This is a genomic window from Bacillus sp. FSL K6-1003, from assembly GCF_037964945.1.
GTDB lineage: Bacteria > Bacillota > Bacilli > Bacillales > Bacillaceae > Bacillus > Bacillus mojavensis.
Genome location: NZ_CP150176.1, coordinates 1,605,730 through 1,627,383 on the forward strand (window position 1 = coordinate 1,605,730; position 21,654 = coordinate 1,627,383).

18 protein-coding genes and 1 riboswitch are annotated in these 21,654 nt (G+C 46.4%); of the genes, 17 read left to right on the forward strand and 1 reads right to left on the reverse strand.

Annotation, left to right across the window (positions count from 1 at the left end; translation table 11 throughout):
• Positions 1 to 11 precede the first annotated feature (11 nt).
• The 16 genes from pyrP (at position 12) to sirC (ending at position 17,068) form a co-directional block, all read left to right on the forward strand.
• On the forward strand, positions 12 to 1,319 hold the full coding sequence (pyrP, locus tag NSU16_RS08340; RefSeq protein WP_268471198.1) for a uracil permease PyrP: 1,308 nt from the start codon (positions 12 to 14) through the stop codon (positions 1,317 to 1,319).
• A 146-nt stretch (positions 1,320 to 1,465) separates the two neighbouring features.
• On the forward strand, positions 1,466 to 2,380 hold the full coding sequence (locus NSU16_RS08345; protein WP_010334184.1) for an aspartate carbamoyltransferase catalytic subunit: 915 nt from the start codon (positions 1,466 to 1,468) through the stop codon (positions 2,378 to 2,380).
• Entirely contained in the window at positions 2,364 to 3,650 is a 1,287-nt protein-coding gene (locus tag NSU16_RS08350) for a dihydroorotase (RefSeq protein WP_339192501.1), read from the forward strand. Before NSU16_RS08345 ends, NSU16_RS08350 begins: the two co-directional genes overlap by 17 nt.
• Positions 3,647 to 4,741, forward strand: coding sequence for a carbamoyl phosphate synthase small subunit (locus NSU16_RS08355; protein WP_339192502.1), 1,095 nt, complete (start codon positions 3,647 to 3,649; stop codon positions 4,739 to 4,741). The genes NSU16_RS08350 and NSU16_RS08355 overlap by 4 nt, the downstream gene beginning before the upstream one ends.
• Entirely contained in the window at positions 4,726 to 7,941 is a 3,216-nt protein-coding gene (gene carB / locus NSU16_RS08360; protein WP_268505647.1) for a carbamoyl-phosphate synthase (glutamine-hydrolyzing) large subunit, read from the forward strand. The genes NSU16_RS08355 and carB overlap by 16 nt, the downstream gene beginning before the upstream one ends.
• On the forward strand, positions 7,938 to 8,708 hold the full coding sequence (locus NSU16_RS08365) for a dihydroorotate dehydrogenase electron transfer subunit (RefSeq protein ID WP_339192503.1): 771 nt from the start codon (positions 7,938 to 7,940) through the stop codon (positions 8,706 to 8,708). The genes carB and NSU16_RS08365 overlap by 4 nt, the downstream gene beginning before the upstream one ends.
• A complete protein-coding gene (locus tag NSU16_RS08370; protein ID WP_229150087.1) occupies positions 8,708 to 9,643 on the forward strand; it encodes a dihydroorotate dehydrogenase in 936 nt (311 codons plus the stop codon). The genes NSU16_RS08365 and NSU16_RS08370 overlap by 1 nt, the downstream gene beginning before the upstream one ends.
• Positions 9,612 to 10,331 (forward strand): orotidine-5'-phosphate decarboxylase, encoded by a 720-nt coding sequence (pyrF, locus tag NSU16_RS08375; RefSeq protein ID WP_268471205.1) that lies wholly within the window; start codon positions 9,612 to 9,614, stop codon positions 10,329 to 10,331. The genes NSU16_RS08370 and pyrF overlap by 32 nt, the downstream gene beginning before the upstream one ends.
• A complete protein-coding gene (gene pyrE / locus NSU16_RS08380) occupies positions 10,328 to 10,960 on the forward strand; it encodes an orotate phosphoribosyltransferase (protein ID WP_339192504.1) in 633 nt (210 codons plus the stop codon). The genes pyrF and pyrE overlap by 4 nt, the downstream gene beginning before the upstream one ends.
• Before the next feature lie 134 nt (positions 10,961 to 11,094).
• Positions 11,095 to 11,200, forward strand: a riboswitch (SAM riboswitch).
• A 158-nt stretch (positions 11,201 to 11,358) separates the two neighbouring features.
• Positions 11,359 to 12,060: a phosphoadenylyl-sulfate reductase gene (locus tag NSU16_RS08385; protein ID WP_010334192.1), complete on the forward strand. Its 702-nt coding sequence runs from the start codon at positions 11,359 to 11,361 to the stop codon at positions 12,058 to 12,060.
• Between the two features lie 11 nt (positions 12,061 to 12,071).
• A complete protein-coding gene (gene cysP / locus NSU16_RS08390) occupies positions 12,072 to 13,136 on the forward strand; it encodes a sulfate permease (protein ID WP_268471208.1) in 1,065 nt (354 codons plus the stop codon).
• A gap of 48 nt (positions 13,137 to 13,184) precedes the next feature.
• Positions 13,185 to 14,333, forward strand: coding sequence for a sulfate adenylyltransferase (gene sat / locus NSU16_RS08395; protein ID WP_010334194.1), 1,149 nt, complete (start codon positions 13,185 to 13,187; stop codon positions 14,331 to 14,333).
• Between the two features lie 12 nt (positions 14,334 to 14,345).
• Entirely contained in the window at positions 14,346 to 14,939 is a 594-nt protein-coding gene (cysC, locus tag NSU16_RS08400; protein WP_326197071.1) for an adenylyl-sulfate kinase, read from the forward strand.
• 100 nt (positions 14,940 to 15,039) lie between these two features.
• Complete coding sequence (gene cobA, locus NSU16_RS08405) at positions 15,040 to 15,813, forward strand: uroporphyrinogen-III C-methyltransferase (protein WP_168747777.1); 774 nt, start codon at positions 15,040 to 15,042, stop codon at positions 15,811 to 15,813.
• On the forward strand, positions 15,814 to 16,599 hold the full coding sequence (sirB, locus tag NSU16_RS08410; protein ID WP_339192505.1) for a sirohydrochlorin chelatase: 786 nt from the start codon (positions 15,814 to 15,816) through the stop codon (positions 16,597 to 16,599).
• Positions 16,580 to 17,068: a precorrin-2 dehydrogenase gene (gene sirC, locus NSU16_RS08415; RefSeq protein ID WP_339192666.1), complete on the forward strand. Its 489-nt coding sequence runs from the start codon at positions 16,580 to 16,582 to the stop codon at positions 17,066 to 17,068. The genes sirB and sirC overlap by 20 nt, the downstream gene beginning before the upstream one ends.
• 38 nt (positions 17,069 to 17,106) lie before the next feature.
• Here sirC and rqcH read toward each other — a convergent pair whose 3' ends face one another.
• Complete coding sequence (rqcH, locus tag NSU16_RS08420) at positions 17,107 to 18,819, reverse strand: tRNA modification protein RqcH (protein ID WP_339192506.1); 1,713 nt, start codon at positions 18,817 to 18,819, stop codon at positions 17,107 to 17,109.
• Positions 18,820 to 18,940: 121 nt separating this feature from the next.
• Here rqcH and NSU16_RS08425 point away from each other — a divergent pair, with 121 nt between their 5' ends.
• On the forward strand, positions 18,941 to 21,613 hold the full coding sequence (locus NSU16_RS08425) for a calcium-translocating P-type ATPase, SERCA-type (protein ID WP_029441247.1): 2,673 nt from the start codon (positions 18,941 to 18,943) through the stop codon (positions 21,611 to 21,613).
• The last annotated feature ends 41 nt before the right edge of the window (positions 21,614 to 21,654 follow it).

Here is a 21,654-nt window from a genome sequence, read left to right on the forward strand (position 1 = left end):
GGAAAATCATCATGAGTAAGAAAAAAGTTAATTTAGGAGTCAGGGAAATCCCGAAACCTTTCTCTTGGGTTTCGTTCAGCCTGCAGCATTTATTCGCGATGTTTGGCTCAACGATTTTGGTTCCGAAGCTGGTCGGAATGAGTCCTGCTGTTGCATTGGTGACGAGCGGTATCGGAACACTTGCTTACCTTCTGATCACGAAAGGACAAATACCAGCGTACCTCGGTTCATCCTTTGCCTTTATTTCTCCGATCATCTTGGTAAAAGCGACCGGCGGACCGGGAGCAGCAATGGTTGGTGCGTTTCTGGCAGGGCTTGTGTACGGGCTAATTGCCTTGCTGATCAGACAGCTCGGAACAGGCTGGCTGATGAAGCTTCTCCCGCCTGTCGTCGTAGGTCCGGTTATTATCGTCATTGGACTGGGTCTGGCCGGTACAGCGGTAAATATGGCCATGTATGCTGATCCGAATGCAAGTGAGCTGGTTTACAGCTTAAAACATTTCAGTGTTGCAGGTGTCACTTTAGCGATCACGATCATTTGCGCGATTTTCTTGCGAGGATTCTTAAGCTTAATCCCGGTCTTGATCGGGATTATCGGCGGATACTTGTTTGCCCTGATTCAAGGAATTGTCAACTTCCAGCCGGTGCTTGACGCGAAATGGTTTGCAATCCCTGAATTCATCATCCCGTTCAAAGATTATACGCCGTCAGTGACACTTGGCATTGCCGCAGCAATGGTCCCTGTCGCATTTGTTACCATGTCAGAGCATATTGGCCACCAGATGGTGCTGAGCAAAGTTGTGGGACAAGACTTCATTAAAAAACCGGGTCTCCATCGCTCAATAATGGGCGACAGCGCGGCCACAATCCTTGCTTCCTTGATTGGCGGCCCGCCTACAACCACTTATGGAGAAAACATTGGCGTACTGGCCATTACGAGAGTGTTCAGCGTCTTTGTTATCGGAGGCGCGGCAGTGATTGCCCTTTGTTTCGGCTTCATCGGCAAAATATCTGCGCTTATCAGTTCAGTCCCGTCAGCGGTTATGGGAGGCGTTTCCTTCCTGCTGTTCGGCATCATCGCTTCCAGCGGTTTGAGAATGCTGATTGACAACAAAATTGATTATGAAAATAACAGAAACCTCATCATCACATCAGTCATCCTTGTGATCGGCGTAGGCGGCGCATTTATCCAGGTGTCTGAAGGAGGATTCCAAGTGTCTGGCATGGCGCTTGCGGCAATTGTAGGTGTCATCTTAAACCTGATTCTTCCGCAAGCGAAGGAAGAGCAGGCAGATACATCCGAACAACATCATATCTAAACCTTTTAATGAAAGTCCAGAGAGGCTTGGAAGGGTTATAAAGAGAAGAAAGCTTCACGCTGCTCCTCTATTTAACCGTACCCCGAGTCTATCCAAGACCGGGGTTTTTTTCAGCCTTAAAAAGTTGAAATGAGAGGGGAAAGAAAATGAAGCATTTAACGACGATGAGTGAACTCAGCACTGGGGAAATCAAAGATTTGCTTCAAACTGCGCAAGACCTCAAAAACGGAAAAACAGACCATCAGCTGACAGGGAAATTTGCAGCGAATCTGTTTTTTGAACCAAGCACCAGAACACGATTCAGCTTTGAGGTAGCTGAAAAGAAACTGGGCATGAATGTCCTGAATCTCGACGGAACAAGCACAAGTGTACAAAAAGGTGAGACCTTATATGACACAATCCGAACGCTCGAATCAATCGGTGTTGACGCGTGTGTTATCAGGCACAGTGAGGATGAGTACTACAAAGAACTTGTCGGACATGTAAATATCCCGATTCTGAATGCAGGAGACGGGTGCGGCCAGCATCCGACACAATCATTGCTTGATTTAATGACAATCAATGAAGAATTCAACACGTTCAAAGGCCTTACCGTCTCCATTCACGGCGACATTAAGCACAGCAGGGTCGCAAGATCTAATGCTGAAGTGTTGACAAGACTCGGTGCCCGCGTTCTGTTTTCCGGTCCGCCGGAATGGCAGGATGAAGAAAATACGTTTGGCGCGTATGTCTCAATGGAAGAAGCAGTAGAGACTTCGGATGTTGTCATGCTGCTCCGTATTCAAAATGAAAGACATCAGTCAGCTGTCAGCCAGGAAGGCTATTTAAACGAATTCGGCTTGACTGTAGAACGGGCTGAACGTATGAAGCAGGATGCGATTATTATGCACCCCGCGCCTGTGAATAGAGGAGTGGAGATTGATCACAGCTTAGTAGAAAGTGAAAAATCAAGAATCTTCAAACAAATGCAAAATGGCGTATTTATCAGAATGGCAGTGTTACAGCGAGCCTTACAAACCAATGCGAAAAGAGGAGAAGCAGCGTATGTCATATCTCATTAAAAACGGCTGGATACTTAACGAAAATGGTGAAAAAACAGAACAGGATATTCGAGTGACAGGAGAGGTCATCTCCGAAATCGGCAAGCTTGATGCAGCAGATGGAGAAACGGTTATTGACGCGAAAGGATTGCTCGTTTCACCGGGGTTTGTTGACCTCCATGTACACTTTAGAGAGCCTGGCGGAGAGAAGAAAGAAACCATTGAAACTGGTGCAAAAGCAGCGGCGCGCGGCGGTTATACAACCGTAGCGGCCATGCCGAATACACGGCCGGTTCCTGATACGAAGGAGCAGATGGAATGGGTGCAAAAGCGCATTAAAGACACATCATGTGTCAGAGTCCTTCCTTATGCATCTATTACGATCAGACAAATTGGTGATGAGATGACAAACTTTGAAGCATTAAAGGAAGCTGGGGCATTTGCATTTACAGATGACGGCGTCGGTATACAGACAGCAGGAATGATGTATGAAGCAATGAAACGCGCAGCCGCGATAGACAAAGCGATTGTTGCACATTGCGAGGACAACTCCTTAATTTATGGAGGAAGCGTACATGAGGGGACATTCTCCAAAGCAAACGGGCTCAACGGCATTCCTTCTGTGTGTGAATCGGTTCATATTGCACGCGACGTGCTGCTGGCTGAGGCGGCAAACTGCCATTATCATGTATGCCATATCAGCACGAAAGAGTCTGTCAGGGTCGTACGCGATGCGAAAAAAGCGGGAATCAGAGTGACAGCAGAAGTATCACCGCATCATTTGCTGCTTTGTGATGAGGACATTCCGGGGCTGGACACAAACTATAAAATGAACCCGCCGCTGCGCGGTGCGGAAGATAGAGAAGCACTGATTGAAGGGCTTTTGGACGGAACGATCGATTTTATAGCAACCGACCATGCGCCGCATACAGAAGAAGAGAAAAACACAGAAATGAAGCTGGCGCCGTTCGGTATTGTCGGTTTGGAAACAGCGTTCCCGCTTCTTTACACACATTTTGTCAAAAACGGCAGCTGGACGCTGAAACAGCTGATTGATTATATGACAATCAAGCCGTGCCAAGCGTTTGGTCTCCCATATGGAACACTGAAACCGGGACAAGCAGCTGACATCACATTAATCGATTTGGAAAGAGAAGCAGTGATAGACAAAGAAACATTCTTATCTAAAGGTAAAAACACACCATTTAACGGCCTCAGCTGCAGCGGCTGGCCAGTCGCTACAATTGCAGCAGGAACGCTTGCTTATGAAGAAGGGAGACTTGTGAAATGAAAAGACGATTAGTACTGGAAAACGGAGCGGTATTTGAGGGCAAAGCCTTCGGGAGCTTGGAGCACAGCATGGGGGAAGTCGTTTTCAATACCGGTATGACTGGTTATCAGGAAATTTTGTCAGACCCTTCTTATTGCGGGCAGATTGTTACGTTAACATATCCGCTTATCGGAAATTACGGCATTAACCGTGATGACTTTGAATCCATTACGCCTTTTGTTAAAGGATTGATTGTAAAAGAATTATGTGAACTGCCTTCCAACTGGCGTTCAGCGTACACATTGGATGAGTATTTAAAAATGAAAAACATTCCGGGACTGCAAGGAATTGATACAAGAAAGCTGACGAGAATGATCCGTACGGCCGGCGCGCTAAAAGGAACGTTTGCCTCACCTGATGAAGATATCAAATGGGTACTGAAAAGACTGAACGAAACTGAACTGCCGAGAAATCAAGTATCCCAAGTGTCAGCTAAAACAGCATACCCTAGTCCGGGAAGAGGTAAACGCATTGTCCTGGTGGACTTTGGCATGAAGCACGGCATTTTAAGAGAGCTGAACAAACGGAAATGCGATGTCATCGTTGTGCCTTACAACGTAACAGCAGAAGAAGTCCTTCAGCTGAAGCCAGACGGCATCATGCTTTCTAACGGACCTGGAGACCCGAAAGATGTGCCTGAAGCAATTGAAATGATAAAAGGTGTTCTTGGAAAAGTGCCATTATTCGGAATTTGTCTCGGCCACCAGTTATTTGCGCTAGCGTGCGGAGCCAATACTGAGAAAATGAAATTCGGTCACAGGGGCTCCAACCATCCGGTAAAAGAGCTTGCAACCGGAAAAGTTGCCTTAACATCACAAAACCATGGCTATACAGTTTCATCTATCAATGAAACAGAGCTTGAAGTCACACACATCGCGATAAACGACGATACGATTGAAGGGCTGCAACACAAAACACTGCCGGCATTTACGGTTCAATATCATCCAGAAGCATCACCTGGTCCTGAGGACGCTAATCATCTGTTTGACAGATTTATCGAAATGATTGAAACAACGGAGAAAGAAGGGGAAGCGGTATGCCAAAACGCGTAGACATTAACAAAATTTTAGTAATCGGGTCAGGACCAATCATCATCGGCCAAGCAGCTGAATTTGATTATGCTGGAACGCAAGCCTGCCTTGCATTAAAAGAAGAAGGCTATGAGGTCATTCTTGTCAACTCAAACCCTGCAACGATCATGACTGATACAGAAATGGCTGACCGGGTTTACATTGAACCGCTGACACCTGAATTTCTGACGCGGATTATCAGAAAAGAGCGTCCTGACGCCATTCTTCCTACACTCGGCGGTCAAACCGGCTTGAATCTTGCGGTTGAGCTTTCTGAGCGAGGTGTGCTGGAGGAGTGCGGCGTTGAGGTGCTCGGCACAAAGCTGTCTGCAATCCAGCAGGCTGAAGACCGCGACTTGTTCAGAACATTAATGAATGAACTAAATGAACCGGTGCCTGAAAGTGAGATCATCCACTCCCTGGAAGAAGCAGAAAACTTCGTCAGCCAAATTGGATTCCCTGTCATTGTCCGCCCGGCATATACATTAGGCGGAACAGGCGGCGGCATCTGCTCGAATGAAACCGAACTGAAAGAAATTGTTGAGAACGGATTAAAATTAAGCCCGGTGCACCAATGTTTGCTTGAAAAAAGCATTGCCGGCTATAAAGAAATCGAATACGAAGTTATGAGGGACAGCCGAGATCATGCGATTGTCGTTTGTAACATGGAGAACATTGATCCGGTAGGAATCCATACAGGAGACAGTATTGTCGTCGCACCGAGCCAAACGCTCAGCGACCGTGAATATCAGCTCCTCCGGAATGTATCTTTAAAACTGATCCGTGCGCTTGGAATTGAAGGGGGATGTAACGTACAGCTCGCTTTAGATCCAGACAGCTTCCAATACTACATCATTGAAGTGAACCCGCGTGTCAGCCGTTCATCTGCCCTTGCATCAAAAGCGACAGGCTATCCGATTGCAAAGCTCGCAGCTAAAATCGCCGTCGGCCTTTCACTAGACGAAATGATGAATCCGGTCACAGGGAAGACATACGCTGCATTTGAACCAGCGCTGGACTATGTTGTATCTAAAATACCTCGCTGGCCGTTTGATAAGTTTGAATCAGCAAACAGAAGGCTCGGCACCCAGATGAAAGCGACGGGAGAGGTGATGGCGATTGGCCGCACGCTTGAAGAATCGCTGCTGAAAGCTGTGCGTTCACTGGAAGCTGATGTGTATCATCTTGAATTAAAAGATGCCGCCGATATACCCGATGAGCTTCTCGAGAAGCGGATTAAAAAAGCCGGAGACGAGCGTTTATTCTACCTGGCTGAAGCGTACAGAAGGGGCTACACAGTTGAGCAGCTTCATGAATTCTCTGCCATCGACCTCTTTTTCCTGCATAAGCTGTTCGGAATCGTTCAGTTTGAAAAAGAGCTGAAAGCAAATGCGGGCGATACGGATGTGCTGAGACAGGCAAAAGAACTCGGATTTTCTGATAAGTACATCAGCCGCGAGTGGAAAATGAAAGAATCTGAGCTTTACAGCTTGAGAAAACAAGCGGGAATTGCACCGGTATTTAAAATGGTAGATACGTGCGCGGCGGAATTCGAATCAGAAACACCATACTTCTACAGCACATATGAAGAAGAAAACGAATCTGTTGTTACAGATAAGAAAAGCGTGATCGTACTTGGCTCCGGCCCGATTCGAATCGGACAGGGGGTTGAATTTGACTACGCCACAGTTCACTCCGTGTGGGCAATTAAACAAGCAGGCTATGAGGCAATTATCGTCAATAATAACCCTGAAACCGTGTCAACTGATTTTAGTATCTCAGACAAGCTGTACTTTGAACCGCTTACGATCGAAGATGTCATGCATATCATTGATCTCGAACAGCCGATGGGCGTTGTCGTGCAATTTGGCGGACAAACTGCAATCAACCTTGCTGACGAACTTTCTGCACGCGGAGTCAAAATCCTTGGAACGTCATTAGAAGATTTAGACCGTGCGGAAGACCGGGATAAGTTTGAACAGGCGCTGGTAGAACTTCAAGTGCCGCAGCCGCTTGGCAAAACTGCGACATCAGTTGATCAGGCTGTAAACATCGCGAGCAACATCGGCTATCCGGTACTGGTGCGCCCTTCATATGTGCTTGGCGGCCGGGCGATGGAGATTGTGTATCATGAAGAAGAACTGCTTCATTACATGAAAAACGCAGTCAAAATCAATCCGCAGCATCCAGTATTAATTGACAGATATCTGACTGGAAAAGAAATCGAAGTGGATGCGGTGTCTGACGGCCAAACCGTTGTCATTCCGGGAATCATGGAGCACATTGAGCGTGCGGGCGTGCACTCTGGAGACTCTATCGCGGTCTATCCGCCGCAGTCCCTGACGGAGGACATTAAAGAAAAAATTGAACAATATACGATCGCACTTGCGAAAGGGCTGAATATTGTCGGCTTGCTCAACATCCAATTCGTCCTGTCACAAGGTGAAGTATACGTGCTTGAAGTCAATCCGAGATCAAGCAGAACGGTGCCGTTCTTAAGCAAGATCACGGGTATACCGATGGCGAACCTCGCGACAAAAGTCATTCTCGGGCAAAAGCTGGCTGAGTTTGGCTACAATGAAGGCCTGCAGCCTGAACAGCAGGGTGTATTTGTAAAAGCACCGGTCTTCTCCTTCGCGAAGCTGAGAAGAGTGGACATTACGTTAGGGCCTGAAATGAAATCAACAGGTGAGGTCATGGGCAAAGATTCCACCCTTGAAAAGGCGCTCTATAAAGCCCTGATAGCTTCAGGCATTCAAATCCCTAACTACGGTTCCGTGCTTTTAACAGTGGCGGATAAGGACAAAGAAGAAGGGCTTGCCATCGCTAAACGATTCCATGCGATCGGGTATAACATTTTAGCGACCGAAGGAACGGCGGGGTATCTCAAGGAAGCATCAATTCCAGCGAAGGTCGTCGGAAAAATCGGCCAGGACGGCCCGAACTTGCTTGATGTGATCAGAAACGGAGAAGCCCAGTTTGTCATCAATACGCTGACAAAAGGAAAGCAGCCGGCAAGAGACGGATTTAGAATCAGACGTGAATCAGTAGAAAACGGTGTTGCCTGCTTAACATCTTTAGATACGGCAGAAGCGATTTTGCGGGTGCTGGAAAGCATGACGTTCCGTGCCGATCAAATGCCGGCAGTCAACTCAAATCAGGAGGCGGCAATCACTATATGAAAAAAGCGTATTTGACGGTGTGTGCTAACCAGCAAATTGCAGACCGGGTGTATCAAATGGTCCTAAAAGGGGAGCTTGTCCAAGGGTTTACTGTCCCAGGACAGTTCCTTCACCTGAAAGTGAGCGAAGCGGTTACGCCTCTTTTGCGAAGACCAATCAGCATTGCTGATGTTAACCTTGAAAAAAATGAAGTCACCATTATTTATCGAGTAGATGGGGAAGGAACAAGACTCTTGTCGCTGAAGCAAAAAGGAGATCTGGTGGATGTCCTCGGGCCTTTGGGCAATGGCTTTCCAGTAGATGAAGTCCAACCCGGAAAGACGGCTTTGCTGGTAGGGGGCGGTGTAGGAGTGCCGCCTCTCCAAGAACTGTCGAAACGTTTAAAGGAAAAAGGCGTAAAGGTCATACACGTTTTAGGATTCCAATCGGCAAAGGATGTTTTTTACGAAAAAAAATGCCGACAGTATGGCGATACGTATGTGGCAACAGCTGACGGAAGCTACGGGGAAACCGGGTTTGTCACAGATGTCATCAAACAAAAAAGTCTTGAATTTGACATTCTCCTCAGCTGCGGGCCGACACCGATGCTAAAGGCGCTCAAACAAGAATACCCCCACAAAGAGGTTTACATTTCCATGGAAGAACGAATGGGCTGCGGTATCGGTGCATGCTTCGCTTGCGTGTGCCATACAAACGAAAGTGAGACAGCTTACGTAAAGGTATGTCTTGACGGGCCTGTATTTAAAGTTCAGGAGGTGGCGCTGTAATGTTAGAGGTGAAATTGCCGGGGCTGAATTTAAAAAATCCGATCATTCCCGCATCAGGCTGCTTCGGTTTTGGAAAAGAGTTTGCGCGTTTTTATGATTTGTCTTGTCTCGGAGCAATCATGATCAAAGCTACGACAAAGGAGCCCCGCTTCGGGAATCCGACGCCTAGGGTAGCTGAGACTGGCGCTGGAATGCTCAATGCGATCGGTTTGCAAAATCCAGGGCTGGAAAGCGTCTTAGAAAATGAGCTGCCATGGCTTGAACAATTTGATACGCCTATTATTGCCAACGTCGCCGGCTCGCAGGTCGAGGATTATGTTGAAGTGGCAGAGCATATCAGTAAAGCGCCTAATGTACACGCACTTGAACTGAATATTTCCTGTCCGAACGTCAAAACAGGCGGAATTGCTTTTGGCACAAATCCTGCCATGGCTGCTGATTTAACGAAAGCGGTTAAAGAAGTGTCAGATGTGCCTGTATATGTAAAGCTATCTCCGAATGTGGCAAACATCACAGAAATTGCAGTAGCGATCGAAGAGGCTGGTGCGGATGGTCTAACGATGATCAACACATTAATCGGCATGAGGCTCGATTTAAAATCAGGTAAGCCGATATTAGCCAATAAAACAGGAGGGCTGTCGGGTCCTGCTGTAAAGCCTGTTGCCATCCGCATGGTGTATGAGGTCAGCCAGGCTGTCAGCATTCCGATTATTGGGATGGGAGGCGTTCAGACAGCCGAAGACGCACTGGAATTTCTTCTGGCTGGAGCAAGTGCGGTCGCTGTCGGAACAGCAAATTTCGTGAATCCTTTCGCATGCCCTGACATCATTGAACAGCTCCCTGCTGTTTTACGCCAATACGGCTATGAATCTGTTGAAGAATGCATCGGAAGGAGCTGGAATCATGAAAAACAACCTGCCCATCATCGCGCTTGATTTTGCATCAGCTGAAGAAACATTGTCGTTTTTAGCGCCTTTTCACAAAGAACCATTATTTGTGAAGGTCGGGATGGAGCTTTTTTATCAAGAAGGCCCGGCCATCATTGCACAATTAAAAGAAAGAAACTGTGAGATCTTTTTAGATTTGAAGCTCCATGACATCCCGACCACAGTAAATAAAGCAATGAAGCGTCTTGCCTGCCTCGGAGTCGATCTTGTCAATGTTCACGCAGCCGGAGGCAAAAAAATGATGGAAGCAGCCCTGGAAGGCTTAGAGGAAGGCACGCCGGCAGGAAAAAAACGTCCGTCACTTATTGCAGTAACCCAGCTGACAAGCACTTCTGAACAAATGGTGAAGGAGGAGCTGCTCATCAGAAAGCCTCTCATTGACACGGTAGTGCACTACAGCAAACTGGCGGAGAATAGCGGACTTGATGGAGTGGTGTGCTCCGTCCATGAAGCAAAAGCCATTTACGAAGCAGTGTCGCCGTCGTTTCTGACGGTGACCCCGGGTATCCGTATGTCAGCAGACACTGCGAATGATCAAGTGCGTGTTGCAACACCTTCTATAGCAAGAGAAAAAGGGTCATCAGCCATTGTTGTAGGACGCTCTATTACAAAAGCTGCAAATCCGCTGAAAGCCTATGAAGCTGTCAAACTCGAATGGGAGGGAGTCAAACAATGAAACAAATCATCGCAAAACATCTATTAGACATTCAAGCTGTATTTTTACGCCCAAATGATCCGTTTACATATGCGAGCGGCATTTTATCACCAATTTACTGTGACAATCGCCTTACCCTTTCTTTCCCAGAGGTAAGAAATGATGTTGCTGCAGGCATCAGCAAGCTTATCCAGGAGCATTTCCCGGAAGCTGAGATGATCGCAGGAACAGCGACAGCAGGTATCCCTCATGCGGCATTGGCGGCTGACCGTTTGAACCTGCCGATGTGTTATGTGAGAAGCAAACCAAAAGCACACGGAAAAGGCAATCAAATTGAGGGTGCTTTTCAAAAAGGCCAAAAAACAGTTGTCATTGAAGATTTAATTTCCACAGGGGGCAGCGTACTCGAAGCTGCAGCAGCTCTAAAAGCCGCTGGCTGTGAAGTGCTTGGTGTAGTATCAATCTTTACGTACGGACTTCCTAAAGCGCAGGAAGCGTTTGCTGAGGCTGATCTTCCATACTACTCGTTAACTGATTATGACACACTGACAGAGGTTGCACTTGAAAATGGAAATATTCATACAGACGACCTGAAGAAGCTGCAAACATGGAAAATGAATCCCGAGTCAAAAGATTGGTTTAAAAATTAAAAAATAAATTGAAGAGCTTTAATGCCTTGCCACGATTGAAAACAGGCCTTTGGGTCTGTTTTTTTATTAATCCTATAAAAAAACTCGGGTTGACTTATGTTAGAATTGTGCTAAAATTTACTACAAATCTGAAAAACTTATCAAGAGCGGCTGAGGGACTGGTCCTATGAAGCCCGGCAACCTGCACAATGTGTAAGGTGCTACTTCCAGCAAAATGTATTCCATTTTGAAAGATAAGGGCTACATGCAGTTCCTGTCTTTCTTTCCGCCGGATTGAAAGTTTTTTATTTTAAGAGGGGCTGTTTACGGAGAAAACAGCAGCCGCATCACATTACAATGGGAAAAGACAACCGGCAGAAAGCTACTGTTTGTTTGTCTCCGAAAGGAGGAAAGAAGAAATGTTAACGTACGATAATTGGGAAGAACCAACGATTACATTTCCAGAGGACGATCCTTATAAAGGGGCGCTGTCAGTTTTAAAATGGGCTTACGGCCATTACGGCAATCAGCTTGTTTATGCCTGCAGTTTCGGAATTGAAGGAATCGTTCTGATTGACTTAATCTATAAAGTGAAAAAAGACGCAGAGATTGTATTTCTCGATACAGGGCTTCATTTTAAAGAAACCTATGAAACGATAGAACGCGTCAAGGAGCGCTACCCCGGCCTTCATATCATCCTGAAGAAACCGAACCTTACTCTTGAGGAACAGGCGGAAGAACACGGTGATAAACTGTGGGAAAGAGAGCCGAATCAATGCTGCTATCTCAGAAAGATCGTTCCTTTAAGAGAGGCGCTTTCCGGCCACCCGGCATGGCTCTCCGGCCTGCGCCGCGATCAAGGGCCAAGCCGTGCCAATACGAATTTCTTAAACAAAGATGAGAAATTCAAATCAGTAAAAGTTTGCCCGCTTATCCATTGGACTTGGAAAGACATCTGGAGATACACTTCTCGAAATGAGCTGGACTACAATCCGCTCCACGACCAAGGGTATCCAAGTATTGGCTGCGCGCCTTGTACGTCACCTGCATTTACTGCAGAGGACTTGCGCTCAGGAAGATGGAACGGTATGGCGAAAACAGAATGCGGACTGCATGAATAAGGAGCTGCAAAATGGAATTAGCCGCTATTTTATTTAGCTTGTTTTTTGCAGTGAATATTGGCGCAAGCGGCGCTGCAGCTTCAATGGGAGTTGCTTACGGATCTGGGGCCATCAAAAAGAAAACCTACGCTTTGATCATATGCGCCGTTGGTGTGCTGGCCGGGGCTGTCATTGGCGGGGGCGAAGTTGTGAAAACCATCAGTTCTGGTATTATCCCCGAACAGACGATCACGCTGACGATTGTTTGCATCATTATCGGGGCTGCTGCGCTGTCGCTATTTACAGCTAATCTGCTCGGCATTCCTTTATCGACAAGTGAAGTGACGGTCGGGGCAGTTGTCGGCGTGGGCGTGGCGTACAAAGTGTTGTTTGTAAACAATCTTCTGATTATTGTTTCATTTTGGATTTTCGTTCCACTGTTCGCTTTCGGTTTCACATTTTTTGTAGCAAAGCTGTTTCGTTATTTTAAGATTGAAATTACGTCTTCCCGAAAACAAAACGTCCTTGGCATCACTTTGCTATGCGCTGGTTTTTTTGAAGCGTTCTCTGCGGGCATGAATAATGTGGCGAATGCCGTTGGCCCGTTAGTGGCTGCCGGCGTACTGGATGTAGAGAAAGGAACCCTGTATGGGGGAGCTTTTGTAGCTCTGGGCGCACTGATATTAGGCCGCAGGGTATTAGAAACAAACGGGAAGAAAATTACAAGGTTTTCAAAAGGAGAAGGCATTCTCCTATCCGGAACAGGAGCAGGACTGGTGATCATCAGCTCTATATTTGGAATGCCAGTACCCTTGGCGCAAGTAACGTCATCGTCTATTATCGGAATAGGCATGGCGAAAAACGGCCCAAACGTATTTCATAAACAGGTCGTTCAAACGATGCTGAAAGTATGGATCGTGTCGCCGTTTTTATCTTTATCCATCTCTTATTTGCTTGTCTCTATGTTTTTAAAGGCGGATTATTATTCAATCTTTATCATGGTAAGTGTGCTTTTAGCTGCAGGCGGTGCCGTCAGCCTGACAAAAGCCATTCGTAAAGAGAGACGCTCTGTCCACGATCAAGGCGGGGGAATTTAACTATTAATCTGAGTTATTTTATCTGTTAACTAGGAGGAAATGAATATTATGAGTTTAGCACCACATGGAGGAAAACTGGTAAACCGAGTAAATGAGTCATATGATATAAGCGGCATTCAGAAAGAAATTGAACTGGATTTGATTTCTTTTGCTGACCTGGAATTGATCGGAATCGGCGGATACAGCCCGATCGAAGGCTTCTTTAATGAGAAGGATTACGTATCTGTTGTTGAAAACATGCGTCTTGCTTCCGGTGTTGTATGGTCTCTTCCGATCACGCTGCCGGTAGATGCACAAAAAGCAGCCGAACTGTCAGTCGGGGAAACAGTAAAATTAACGTATGACGGAGAAACATACGGCGTTATCCAAATCGAAGACTTATACGTGCCTGACAAACAAAAAGAAGCTGTTAACGTGTATAAAACAGATGATCAGGCTCATCCGGGTGTGAAAAAACTGTTCAGCCGCGGCGATACATATATCGGCGGTCCAATCACATTGATTAAAAAAGCTTCTAAACAATTCCCTGAGTTTACATTTGAACCGGCGGAAACAAGACGCCAGTTTGCAGAAAAAGGCTGGGAAACAATTGTCGGTTTCCAAACAAGAAATCCTGTTCACAGAGCGCATGAATATATTCAAAAAACAGCTCTTGAGACAGTGGACGGTTTGTTTTTAAATCCGCTTGTCGGCGAAACAAAATCTGATGACATACCGGCTGATGTCCGGATGGAAAGCTATCAAGTGCTTCTTGACAACTATTACCCGAAAGACCGTGTCTTCCTTGGTGTTTTCTTGGCTGCAATGCGTTATGCCGGTCCGAGAGAAGCGATTTTCCATGCGCTTGTCAGAAAAAACTACGGCTGCACACATTTCATTGTCGGCCGCGATCACGCCGGTGTCGGTGACTATTACGGCACGTACGAAGCCCAGGAGCTGTTTGACACATTTAAACCAGAAGAACTCGGCATTACACCGCTGAAATTCGAGCACAGCTTCTTCTGCGAAAAATGCGGAAATATGGGAACGGCAAAAACGTGCCCGCATGGCAGAGAGCATCACGTGATTTTATCAGGCACCAAGGTGAGAGGGATGCTGAGAGACGGTGTGCTGCCGCCTGCAGAATTCAGCCGCGCAGAAGTTGTTGAAGTGTTAATTAAAGGCATGAAGAAAAAAGAAGAAGCAGGCGTTTCTTAAGGAGGACTGGCAGTGACAAATCGCGATATTGTATGGCATGAAGCCTCTATTACAAAAGAAGAGTATCAGCAAAAAAACAAACATAAAAGCTCCATTCTCTGGCTGACGGGTTTAAGCGGTTCAGGCAAATCAACCATTGCCAATGCTGCTGCGAGAGAACTTTTTGAACAAGGCTATCAAGTCATTGTGCTGGATGGTGACAACATTCGCCACGGTTTAAATAAAGATCTCGGTTTTTCTGACGAAGACCGAAAGGAAAACATCCGCCGAATCGGAGAGGTGGCAAAACTTTTTGTGCAGCAGGGCACCATTGTCATTACCGCTTTTATCTCTCCTTTCCGTGAGGACAGAGACCAGGTTCGCCAGCTTGTGCAAGCAGGCGAATTTAACGAAGTTTACATTAAATGCGACCTCGATATTTGTGAACAAAGAGATCCAAAAGGGCTCTACAAAAAAGCAAGAAATGGGGAAATTCCGTTCTTCACAGGCATTGATTCTCCTTATGAAGAGCCGGAAGCTCCTGAGCTTGTCCTTGACTCAGGACAATATAATCGTGAAGAGTGCAAAAATCAGCTGATCGAGTTTGTAAAGCAGCAATTGAGCTAAACGCCGCTCAGCTGTGTTCTTCTCAGATGCCGAAAATGCAAACTAGAACAACATCGCAGCGAACGTTCTGGAAGAACTCGAATAGATCGGGGGAAAGACGATGGGGAAAGTATATATTGTAGGAGCAGGTCCCGGAGATCCTGATTTGCTGACAATTAAAGCGCTGAAAGCCATTGAAAAAGCTGACGTAATCCTATATGACAGATTAGTAAATAAAGAGATTTTGCAATATGCCAAGGAGCAGGCGGACCTGATCTACTGCGGGAAGCTTCCAGATTTTCATACAATGAAGCAGGAAACCATCAATCGGTTTCTTGTGAAGTATGCGCAAAAAGGGAAAACCGTTGTCAGATTGAAAGGCGGAGACCCATTTGTGTTCGGCAGAGGGGGAGAAGAAGCGGAATGCCTTTCTGAAAATGGCATTCCGTTTGAAATTGTCCCCGGTATTACATCGGGAATCGCGGCAGCTGCTTATGCCGGGATTCCTGTCACTCATCGGGACGCGGGCTCTAACGTGGCTTTTGTAACGGGGCATTATAAAAAAGAAGAGGATTTTGAGGAAAAGTGGAAAGCGCTGGCCACAGGGATTGATACACTTGTCATCTATATGGGCATTAAAAATGTGCAGCAGATCGAAAAAAAACTCCTGGAAAACGGCCGGGACGGTGCTACTCCGGCAGCGTTTATTCATTGGGGAACAACGGACAAGCAAAAATCTGTTTTTTGTACAGTTGACACCCTTTCAGAAACGGTGAAAAAAGAAGACATTAAAAATCCTAGTTTAATTGTCGTAGGAAATGTTGTAAATTATCACTATAAGCTGGAATGGTTTGAATCTGAGCTGAAAAAACAAGATTTAAGCGAGGCGTTGTAAATGAAACAAGCGATTTTATATGTCGGCCACGGCAGCCGGGTAAAAAAGGCGCAGCAAGAGGCCGCTGCATTTTTGGAAGGATGCAAAGCGCACATCTCTGCGCCTGTTCAGGAAATCAGTTTTTTGGAGCTGCAGGAGCCGGCAATTGAGACAGGGTTTGAAGCATGTGTGAAGCAAGGCGCCACTCATGTCGCAGTGGTGCCTCTGCTTCTTTTAACGGCTGCGCATGCCAAACATGATATTCCGGAAGAAATTGCGCGTGCCGCGTCCCGGTATCCTTCAGTCCGTATTTCATACGGCAGTCCGATCGGGATTGACGAAGAAGTGGTCAAAGCGGTCTATCATCGTGTTAAAGACATAGGTGTTCCGTACGAAAACGCCAGGGTTGTGCTCATCGGCAGGGGAAGCTCAGACCCAGATGTAAAAAGAGACGTAACCGGAATTGCCAGATTGCTTCAAAATATCATGCCCGTCAGCGAAGTGATTCCATGTTTTATGACAGCATGCGGTCCCAATTACAAAGAGATTTTTTCTGAACTGAAAAAAGATGACAGCGTGACGACCTTTATTGTTCCGTATTTGCTGTTTACCGGGATGCTGATGAATGAGATTGAACGTGAGGTCCAGAAATTGAAGGCAGAAAATCCAAATGTCTACCTCTCTTCCTATATCGGTTTCCATCCGCATGTGAAAAAGGCGTTTTTACATCGTGTGAAAGAAACGGCCGACAACCATGAGGGGCAATTTGATTTTGACGGAGGTTTATATGCTCCCGCTTCACATTAGTTTGCAGAAGAAAAAGGTTGTGATTGCAGGGGGCGGCAACATTGCGCTCAGAAGGCTGAAATCGGTGCTATCAGAGGGAGCGGATATTACGATTGTCAGTCCGGATGTTGAACCGGAAATCAAACAGATGGCAGAAAATCGCCGTATCAGATGGGTCTGCCGTACGATTGAAAAAGAGGATTATCTCGATGCTTTTTTGATTATTGCCGCAACGGATGATGCCGCTGTGAATAAAGAGATTGCTCAAAGCGCATCGTCTTCCCAGCTTGTCAACTGTGCCAGTAATGCTGAGCTGGGTAATGTGTATATGCCGAAAATCGTAAAAAGAGGGCATGTAACGGTGTCTGTCTCTACAAGCGGAGCCAGTCCAAAGCACACAAAAGAGCTTGCTGAAAGAGTGGATAAACTGATTGAAGGCGATTTTGTCGCTGAAGTTGACAGGCTTTATCAGGTAAGAAGAAAGAAATAAGCCAGAGCATACAATGCTCTGGCTTTTCTTTGTGCTGCTCAGCTTTTTTTCAGCTTGATGACAATATCCGCATCAGGTGTGACAAAGACGGTATGCTGGCTGTCATAAGTCACGAAGCCTGGCTTTGCGCCGTTCGGCTTTTTGACATGCCTGATTTTTGTATAATCAACAGGCACAGAACTTGAATCTTTTGCTTTTGAAAAATAAGCTGCGATTGTGGCGGCTTCAATAATTGTTTGTTCATCAGGCTCGCTGCTTCTGATGACGACATGGGAGCCCGGAATATCCTTCGTGTGAAGCCATATGTCGTCTCTGGCTGCTGCTTTGGTCGTTAAATACTCGTTTTGGCGGTTGTTTTTGCCGACTAAAATAGTGATACCGGAAGAAGATTCGTATGTTTCTAAAACAGGGTTGTTCTGTTTTTGTTTTTTCTGTCCTTTTTGCTGCTTAGGTCGTAAATATTTCCCCTCCACAAGCTCTTCTCTGATTTCACTGATATCACGCGGAGAAGCGGACGACAGCTGCTGAATCAGCTGGTCGAAGTATTCAATTTCTTGCTGTGCCAGCCTGATCTGTTCTTCGACAACGGCAACTGAGTTTTTCGCCTTCTGATACTTAGTGAAATAGGCCTGCGCATTCTCTGAAGGCGTTTTGTTCGGATTCAGCGGGATGGTAATTGTCGGATTTTCCTCATCATAGTAGTTGATGACTTCAGCCTGTTTGTCGCCTTTTTTCATCATATATAAATTTGCAGTCAGCAGCTCCCCGTAAAGCTGAAATTCCTTAGCGTTTTCCGAATACTCCAGTGTTTTTTCCAGTTTTTTGATTTTGTTAGCGTTCTTTTTCCGTTCATTCACAACAAAACGCTCAAGATCCTGGGCCTGCTGTTTAACCCGGTCCCGCTCAGCTTTTCCGAAATAAAAACGGTCCAGCAGCTCACTTAATGAATCGAAGCGGCGTGCTTCTCCTTTAAGGTGAGTCAGCTCCAGCAGATAAAAATAATCCTTCCCGTTAACAGTCGTAATGTTAGGGGTAAAGCGGTGCTCCCTTACCTCTCTAAAGAGCTCCAGCAGCGCTGTTGGAAGTGTTACTTTGTTGGCAAGGCCCGCTCTTTGGACAGCTTCTTTTGCGAACAGCGGAGAAACACCGGAAAAATGGTCAACAATTTGTTTATCTAGCCGCCCTTCTTGAAAACTGAGATGACGCAAAATGTCGTCTTCAGTTGCTTCAAGCGGCGGGATCTTATCCTGGGCCGGCGGAAGCTTATAATCGTAGCCCGGCAGTACGGTACGGTAGCTGTTCATTGACGGAGATAAATGTTTCAGCCCGTCGATGATCGCATTTTCCTCTCCGTCCGTCAGAATGATATTGCTGTGGCGGCCCATAATTTCGACATAAAGCTTTCGATGCGTTTCATCACCGATTTCATTGCGGCTTTTAATATGAAAAATCATAATGCGGTCAAGCCCCGCCTGTTCAATTTTTTCAATAAATCCGCCTTCAATATGCTTTCTCAGCAGCATGCAAAACATCGGTGGTTCACTCGGGTTTTCATACGTTTGGGCCGTGATATGCACCCGTGAATAGCTTGGGTGTGCCGATAATAAAAGTTTTTGGTTCTTTCCATTGGCACGGATGTGAAAAATCACATCGTGCTTATAAGGCTGATGGACTTTCGTGATCCGTCCGCCCGTTATTCGCTCGTTCAGTTCGTGTGTCATTCCGTATGTAAACATGCCATCAAACGACATATATAATACACCCTCTCATTCTTCCTGCATTCGATAATTATAGCATGAAATGGGACGAGTCAGAATAAGCATGCTTATAGAGTGATATCTCTATAAGAGAGCAGGGGAGTGGACGAGCGGAATGAAGTTTCATGAAATGGGACAAACAGATTTATTAGAGGCAACAAATACGTCCATGAAACAAGGATTAACTGAAAAAGAGGTGAAAAAACGCCTCGACAAGCATGGGCCAAACGAGCTTCAAGAAGGGAAAAAAACATCAGCGCTTATTTTGTTTTTAGCCCAGTTTAAAGATTTTATGGTGCTTGTGCTGCTTGCGGCAACACTCATTTCAGGGTTTCTTGGTGAATATGTGGATGCGGTTGCGATTATTGCGATTGTGTTTGTGAATGGCATACTTGGGTTTTTTCAAGAACGGCGTGCAGAGCAATCTCTTCAGGCATTAAAAGAGCTGTCAACTCCTCATGTGATGGCGCTCAGGGAAGGAAGCTGGACAAAGATTCCTTCTAAAGAACTGGTGCCGGGCGACATTGTGAAGTTTACAAGCGGCGACCGGATTGGAGCAGATGTCCGGATTGTCGAAGCGAAAAGCCTGGAAATTGAAGAATCAGCGTTAACCGGAGAGTCAATCCCGGTTGTGAAACATGCGGATAAATTGAAAAAACCCGATGTGTCGCTGGGGGATATTACGAATATGGCCTTTATGGGAACCATCGTCACCCGCGGCAGCGGTGTGGGTGTTGTCGTCGGTACAGGAATGAACACGGCTATGGGGAAAATCGCTGACATGCTTGAATCGGCGGGAACTCTGTCGACCCCGCTGCAAAGAAGGCTCGAGCAGCTCGGAAAAATTTTAATTGTTGTCGCTTTGCTGCTCACCGTACTCGTTGTCGCTGTCGGCGTGATCCAGGGACACGATCTGTACAGTATGTTTTTAGCCGGTGTCTCACTAGCGGTAGCCGCCATTCCAGAAGGGCTTCCAGCCATTGTGACAGTAGCGCTGTCATTGGGTGTACAGCGTATGATCAAGCAAAAATCAATCGTGAGAAAGCTTCCAGCGGTTGAGACGCTTGGGTGTGCCTCTATTATTTGTTCAGATAAAACAGGAACGATGACGCAAAACAAAATGACGGTCACACATGTATGGTCCGGAGGAAAAACATGGAGAGTGTCGGGCACGGGTTACGATCCGAAAGGAGGCTTCACACTGAACGATAAAGAGGTCAGTGTGAATAAGCATAAGCCGCTTGAGCAAATGCTGTTATTCGGCGCGCTTTGTAACAACTCGAATATTGAGAAAAGAAACGGTGACTATGTGCTTGACGGAGATCCGACAGAGGGGGCGCTGCTCACTGCGGCAAGAAAAGGCGGCTTTTCAAAGGAGTTTGTGGAATCTCATTACCGGGTGGTTGAGGAGTTTCCGTTTGATTCAGCACGAAAAATGATGACCGTCATTGTAGAGGATCAGGACAAAAAGCGCTATATCATTACGAAAGGCGCGCCGGATGTCCTGATGCAGCGGTCCAACCGTATTTATTATGACGGCTCTGCCGCCCCCTTCTCAAATGAGAGAAAAGCAGAAACAGAGGCAGTATTACGGCAGCTGGCTTCCCAGGCGCTCCGTACGATTGCTGTTGCCTATAGACCGGTAAAAGCGGGGGAAACACCGTCAATGGAGCAGGCGGAAAAAGATCTGACAATGCTTGGCCTTTCAGGCATCATTGATCCGCCGCGGCCTGAAGTCAGACAGGCGATTAAAGAATGCCGTGAAGCGGGAATTAAGACCGTCATGATTACAGGGGATCATGTTGAGACAGCAAAAGCTATAGCGAAAGATTTGCGTCTCCTCCCGAAAAACGGAAAAATCATGGACGGCCAGATGCTGAATGAGCTTTCACAAGAAGAGCTTTCTGACGTAGTGGAGGATGTGTATGTGTTTGCCCGCGTTTCTCCTGAGCATAAATTGAAAATTGTTAAAGCGTATCAGGAAAACGGACATATCGTTGCGATGACAGGAGACGGCGTCAATGACGCTCCCGCTATCAAGCAGGCTGACATTGGCGTTGCCATGGGGATTACAGGAACGGATGTGGCGAAGGAAGCATCATCCCTCATTCTCGTAGATGATAATTTTGCAACCATCAAATCGGCGATTAAAGAAGGCAGAAATATTTATGAAAATATTAGAAAATTTATCCGATACCTGCTGGCTTCTAACGTAGGAGAAATTCTGGTCATGCTTTTCGCCATGCTGCTTGCCCTTCCGTTGCCGCTCGTGCCGATTCAGATTTTGTGGGTCAACTTGGTGACAGATGGATTGCCGGCGATGGCGCTCGGCATGGATCAGCCGGAAGGTGACGTTATGAAGCGGAAGCCGCGTCACCCGAAAGAAGGGGTGTTTGCCCGCAAGCTTGGATGGAAGGTGGTCTCCAGAGGATTTTTAATTGGTGCTGCCACGATTTTGGCTTTTATCATCGTGTATCACCGCAATCCTGAGAATTTGTCTTATGCTCAGACAATTGCGTTTGCAACGTTGGTGCTGGCTCAGCTTATTCACGTATTTGACTGCCGGAGCGAAACATCTGTTTTTTCCAGAAATCCGTTTGAAAACTTGTATCTGATCGGCGCTGTATTGTCATCAATTTTACTGATGCTGGTGGTTATTTACTATCCGCCGCTCCAGCCAATTTTCCACACGGTTGCCATCACGCCGGGAGACTGGATGCTTGTCATCGGCATGTCGGCCATCCCTACTTTTTTGCTGGCGGGGTCACTTTTGACAAGAAAAAAATAAATTCATATGATATAATCTTAGGGGTAATAGCATGTCTATTG

Excerpts from the sequence above, each read along its gene's own strand:
- pyrP (WP_268471198.1), top strand. The coding sequence starts at position 12 with ATGAGTAAGAAAAAAGTTAATTTAGGAGTCAGGGAAATCCCGAAACCT.
- NSU16_RS08345 (WP_010334184.1), top strand. The coding sequence starts at position 1,466 with ATGAAGCATTTAACGACGATGAGTGAACTCAGCACTGGGGAAATCAAA.
- NSU16_RS08350 (WP_339192501.1), top strand. The coding sequence starts at position 2,364 with ATGTCATATCTCATTAAAAACGGCTGGATACTTAACGAAAATGGTGAA.
- NSU16_RS08355 (WP_339192502.1), top strand. The coding sequence starts at position 3,647 with ATGAAAAGACGATTAGTACTGGAAAACGGAGCGGTATTTGAGGGCAAA.
- carB (WP_268505647.1), top strand. The coding sequence starts at position 4,726 with ATGCCAAAACGCGTAGACATTAACAAAATTTTAGTAATCGGGTCAGGA.
- NSU16_RS08365 (WP_339192503.1), top strand. The coding sequence starts at position 7,938 with ATGAAAAAAGCGTATTTGACGGTGTGTGCTAACCAGCAAATTGCAGAC.
- NSU16_RS08370 (WP_229150087.1), top strand. The coding sequence starts at position 8,708 with ATGTTAGAGGTGAAATTGCCGGGGCTGAATTTAAAAAATCCGATCATT.
- pyrF (WP_268471205.1), top strand. The coding sequence starts at position 9,612 with ATGAAAAACAACCTGCCCATCATCGCGCTTGATTTTGCATCAGCTGAA.
- pyrE (WP_339192504.1), top strand. The coding sequence starts at position 10,328 with ATGAAACAAATCATCGCAAAACATCTATTAGACATTCAAGCTGTATTT.
- NSU16_RS08385 (WP_010334192.1), top strand. The coding sequence starts at position 11,359 with ATGTTAACGTACGATAATTGGGAAGAACCAACGATTACATTTCCAGAG.
- cysP (WP_268471208.1), top strand. The coding sequence starts at position 12,072 with ATGGAATTAGCCGCTATTTTATTTAGCTTGTTTTTTGCAGTGAATATT.
- sat (WP_010334194.1), top strand. The coding sequence starts at position 13,185 with ATGAGTTTAGCACCACATGGAGGAAAACTGGTAAACCGAGTAAATGAG.
- cobA (WP_168747777.1), top strand. The coding sequence starts at position 15,040 with ATGGGGAAAGTATATATTGTAGGAGCAGGTCCCGGAGATCCTGATTTG.
- sirB (WP_339192505.1), top strand. The coding sequence starts at position 15,814 with ATGAAACAAGCGATTTTATATGTCGGCCACGGCAGCCGGGTAAAAAAG.
- sirC (WP_339192666.1), top strand. The coding sequence starts at position 16,580 with ATGCTCCCGCTTCACATTAGTTTGCAGAAGAAAAAGGTTGTGATTGCA.
- rqcH (WP_339192506.1), bottom strand. The coding sequence starts at position 18,819 with ATGTCGTTTGATGGCATGTTTACATACGGAATGACACACGAACTGAAC.
- NSU16_RS08425 (WP_029441247.1), top strand. The coding sequence starts at position 18,941 with ATGAAGTTTCATGAAATGGGACAAACAGATTTATTAGAGGCAACAAAT.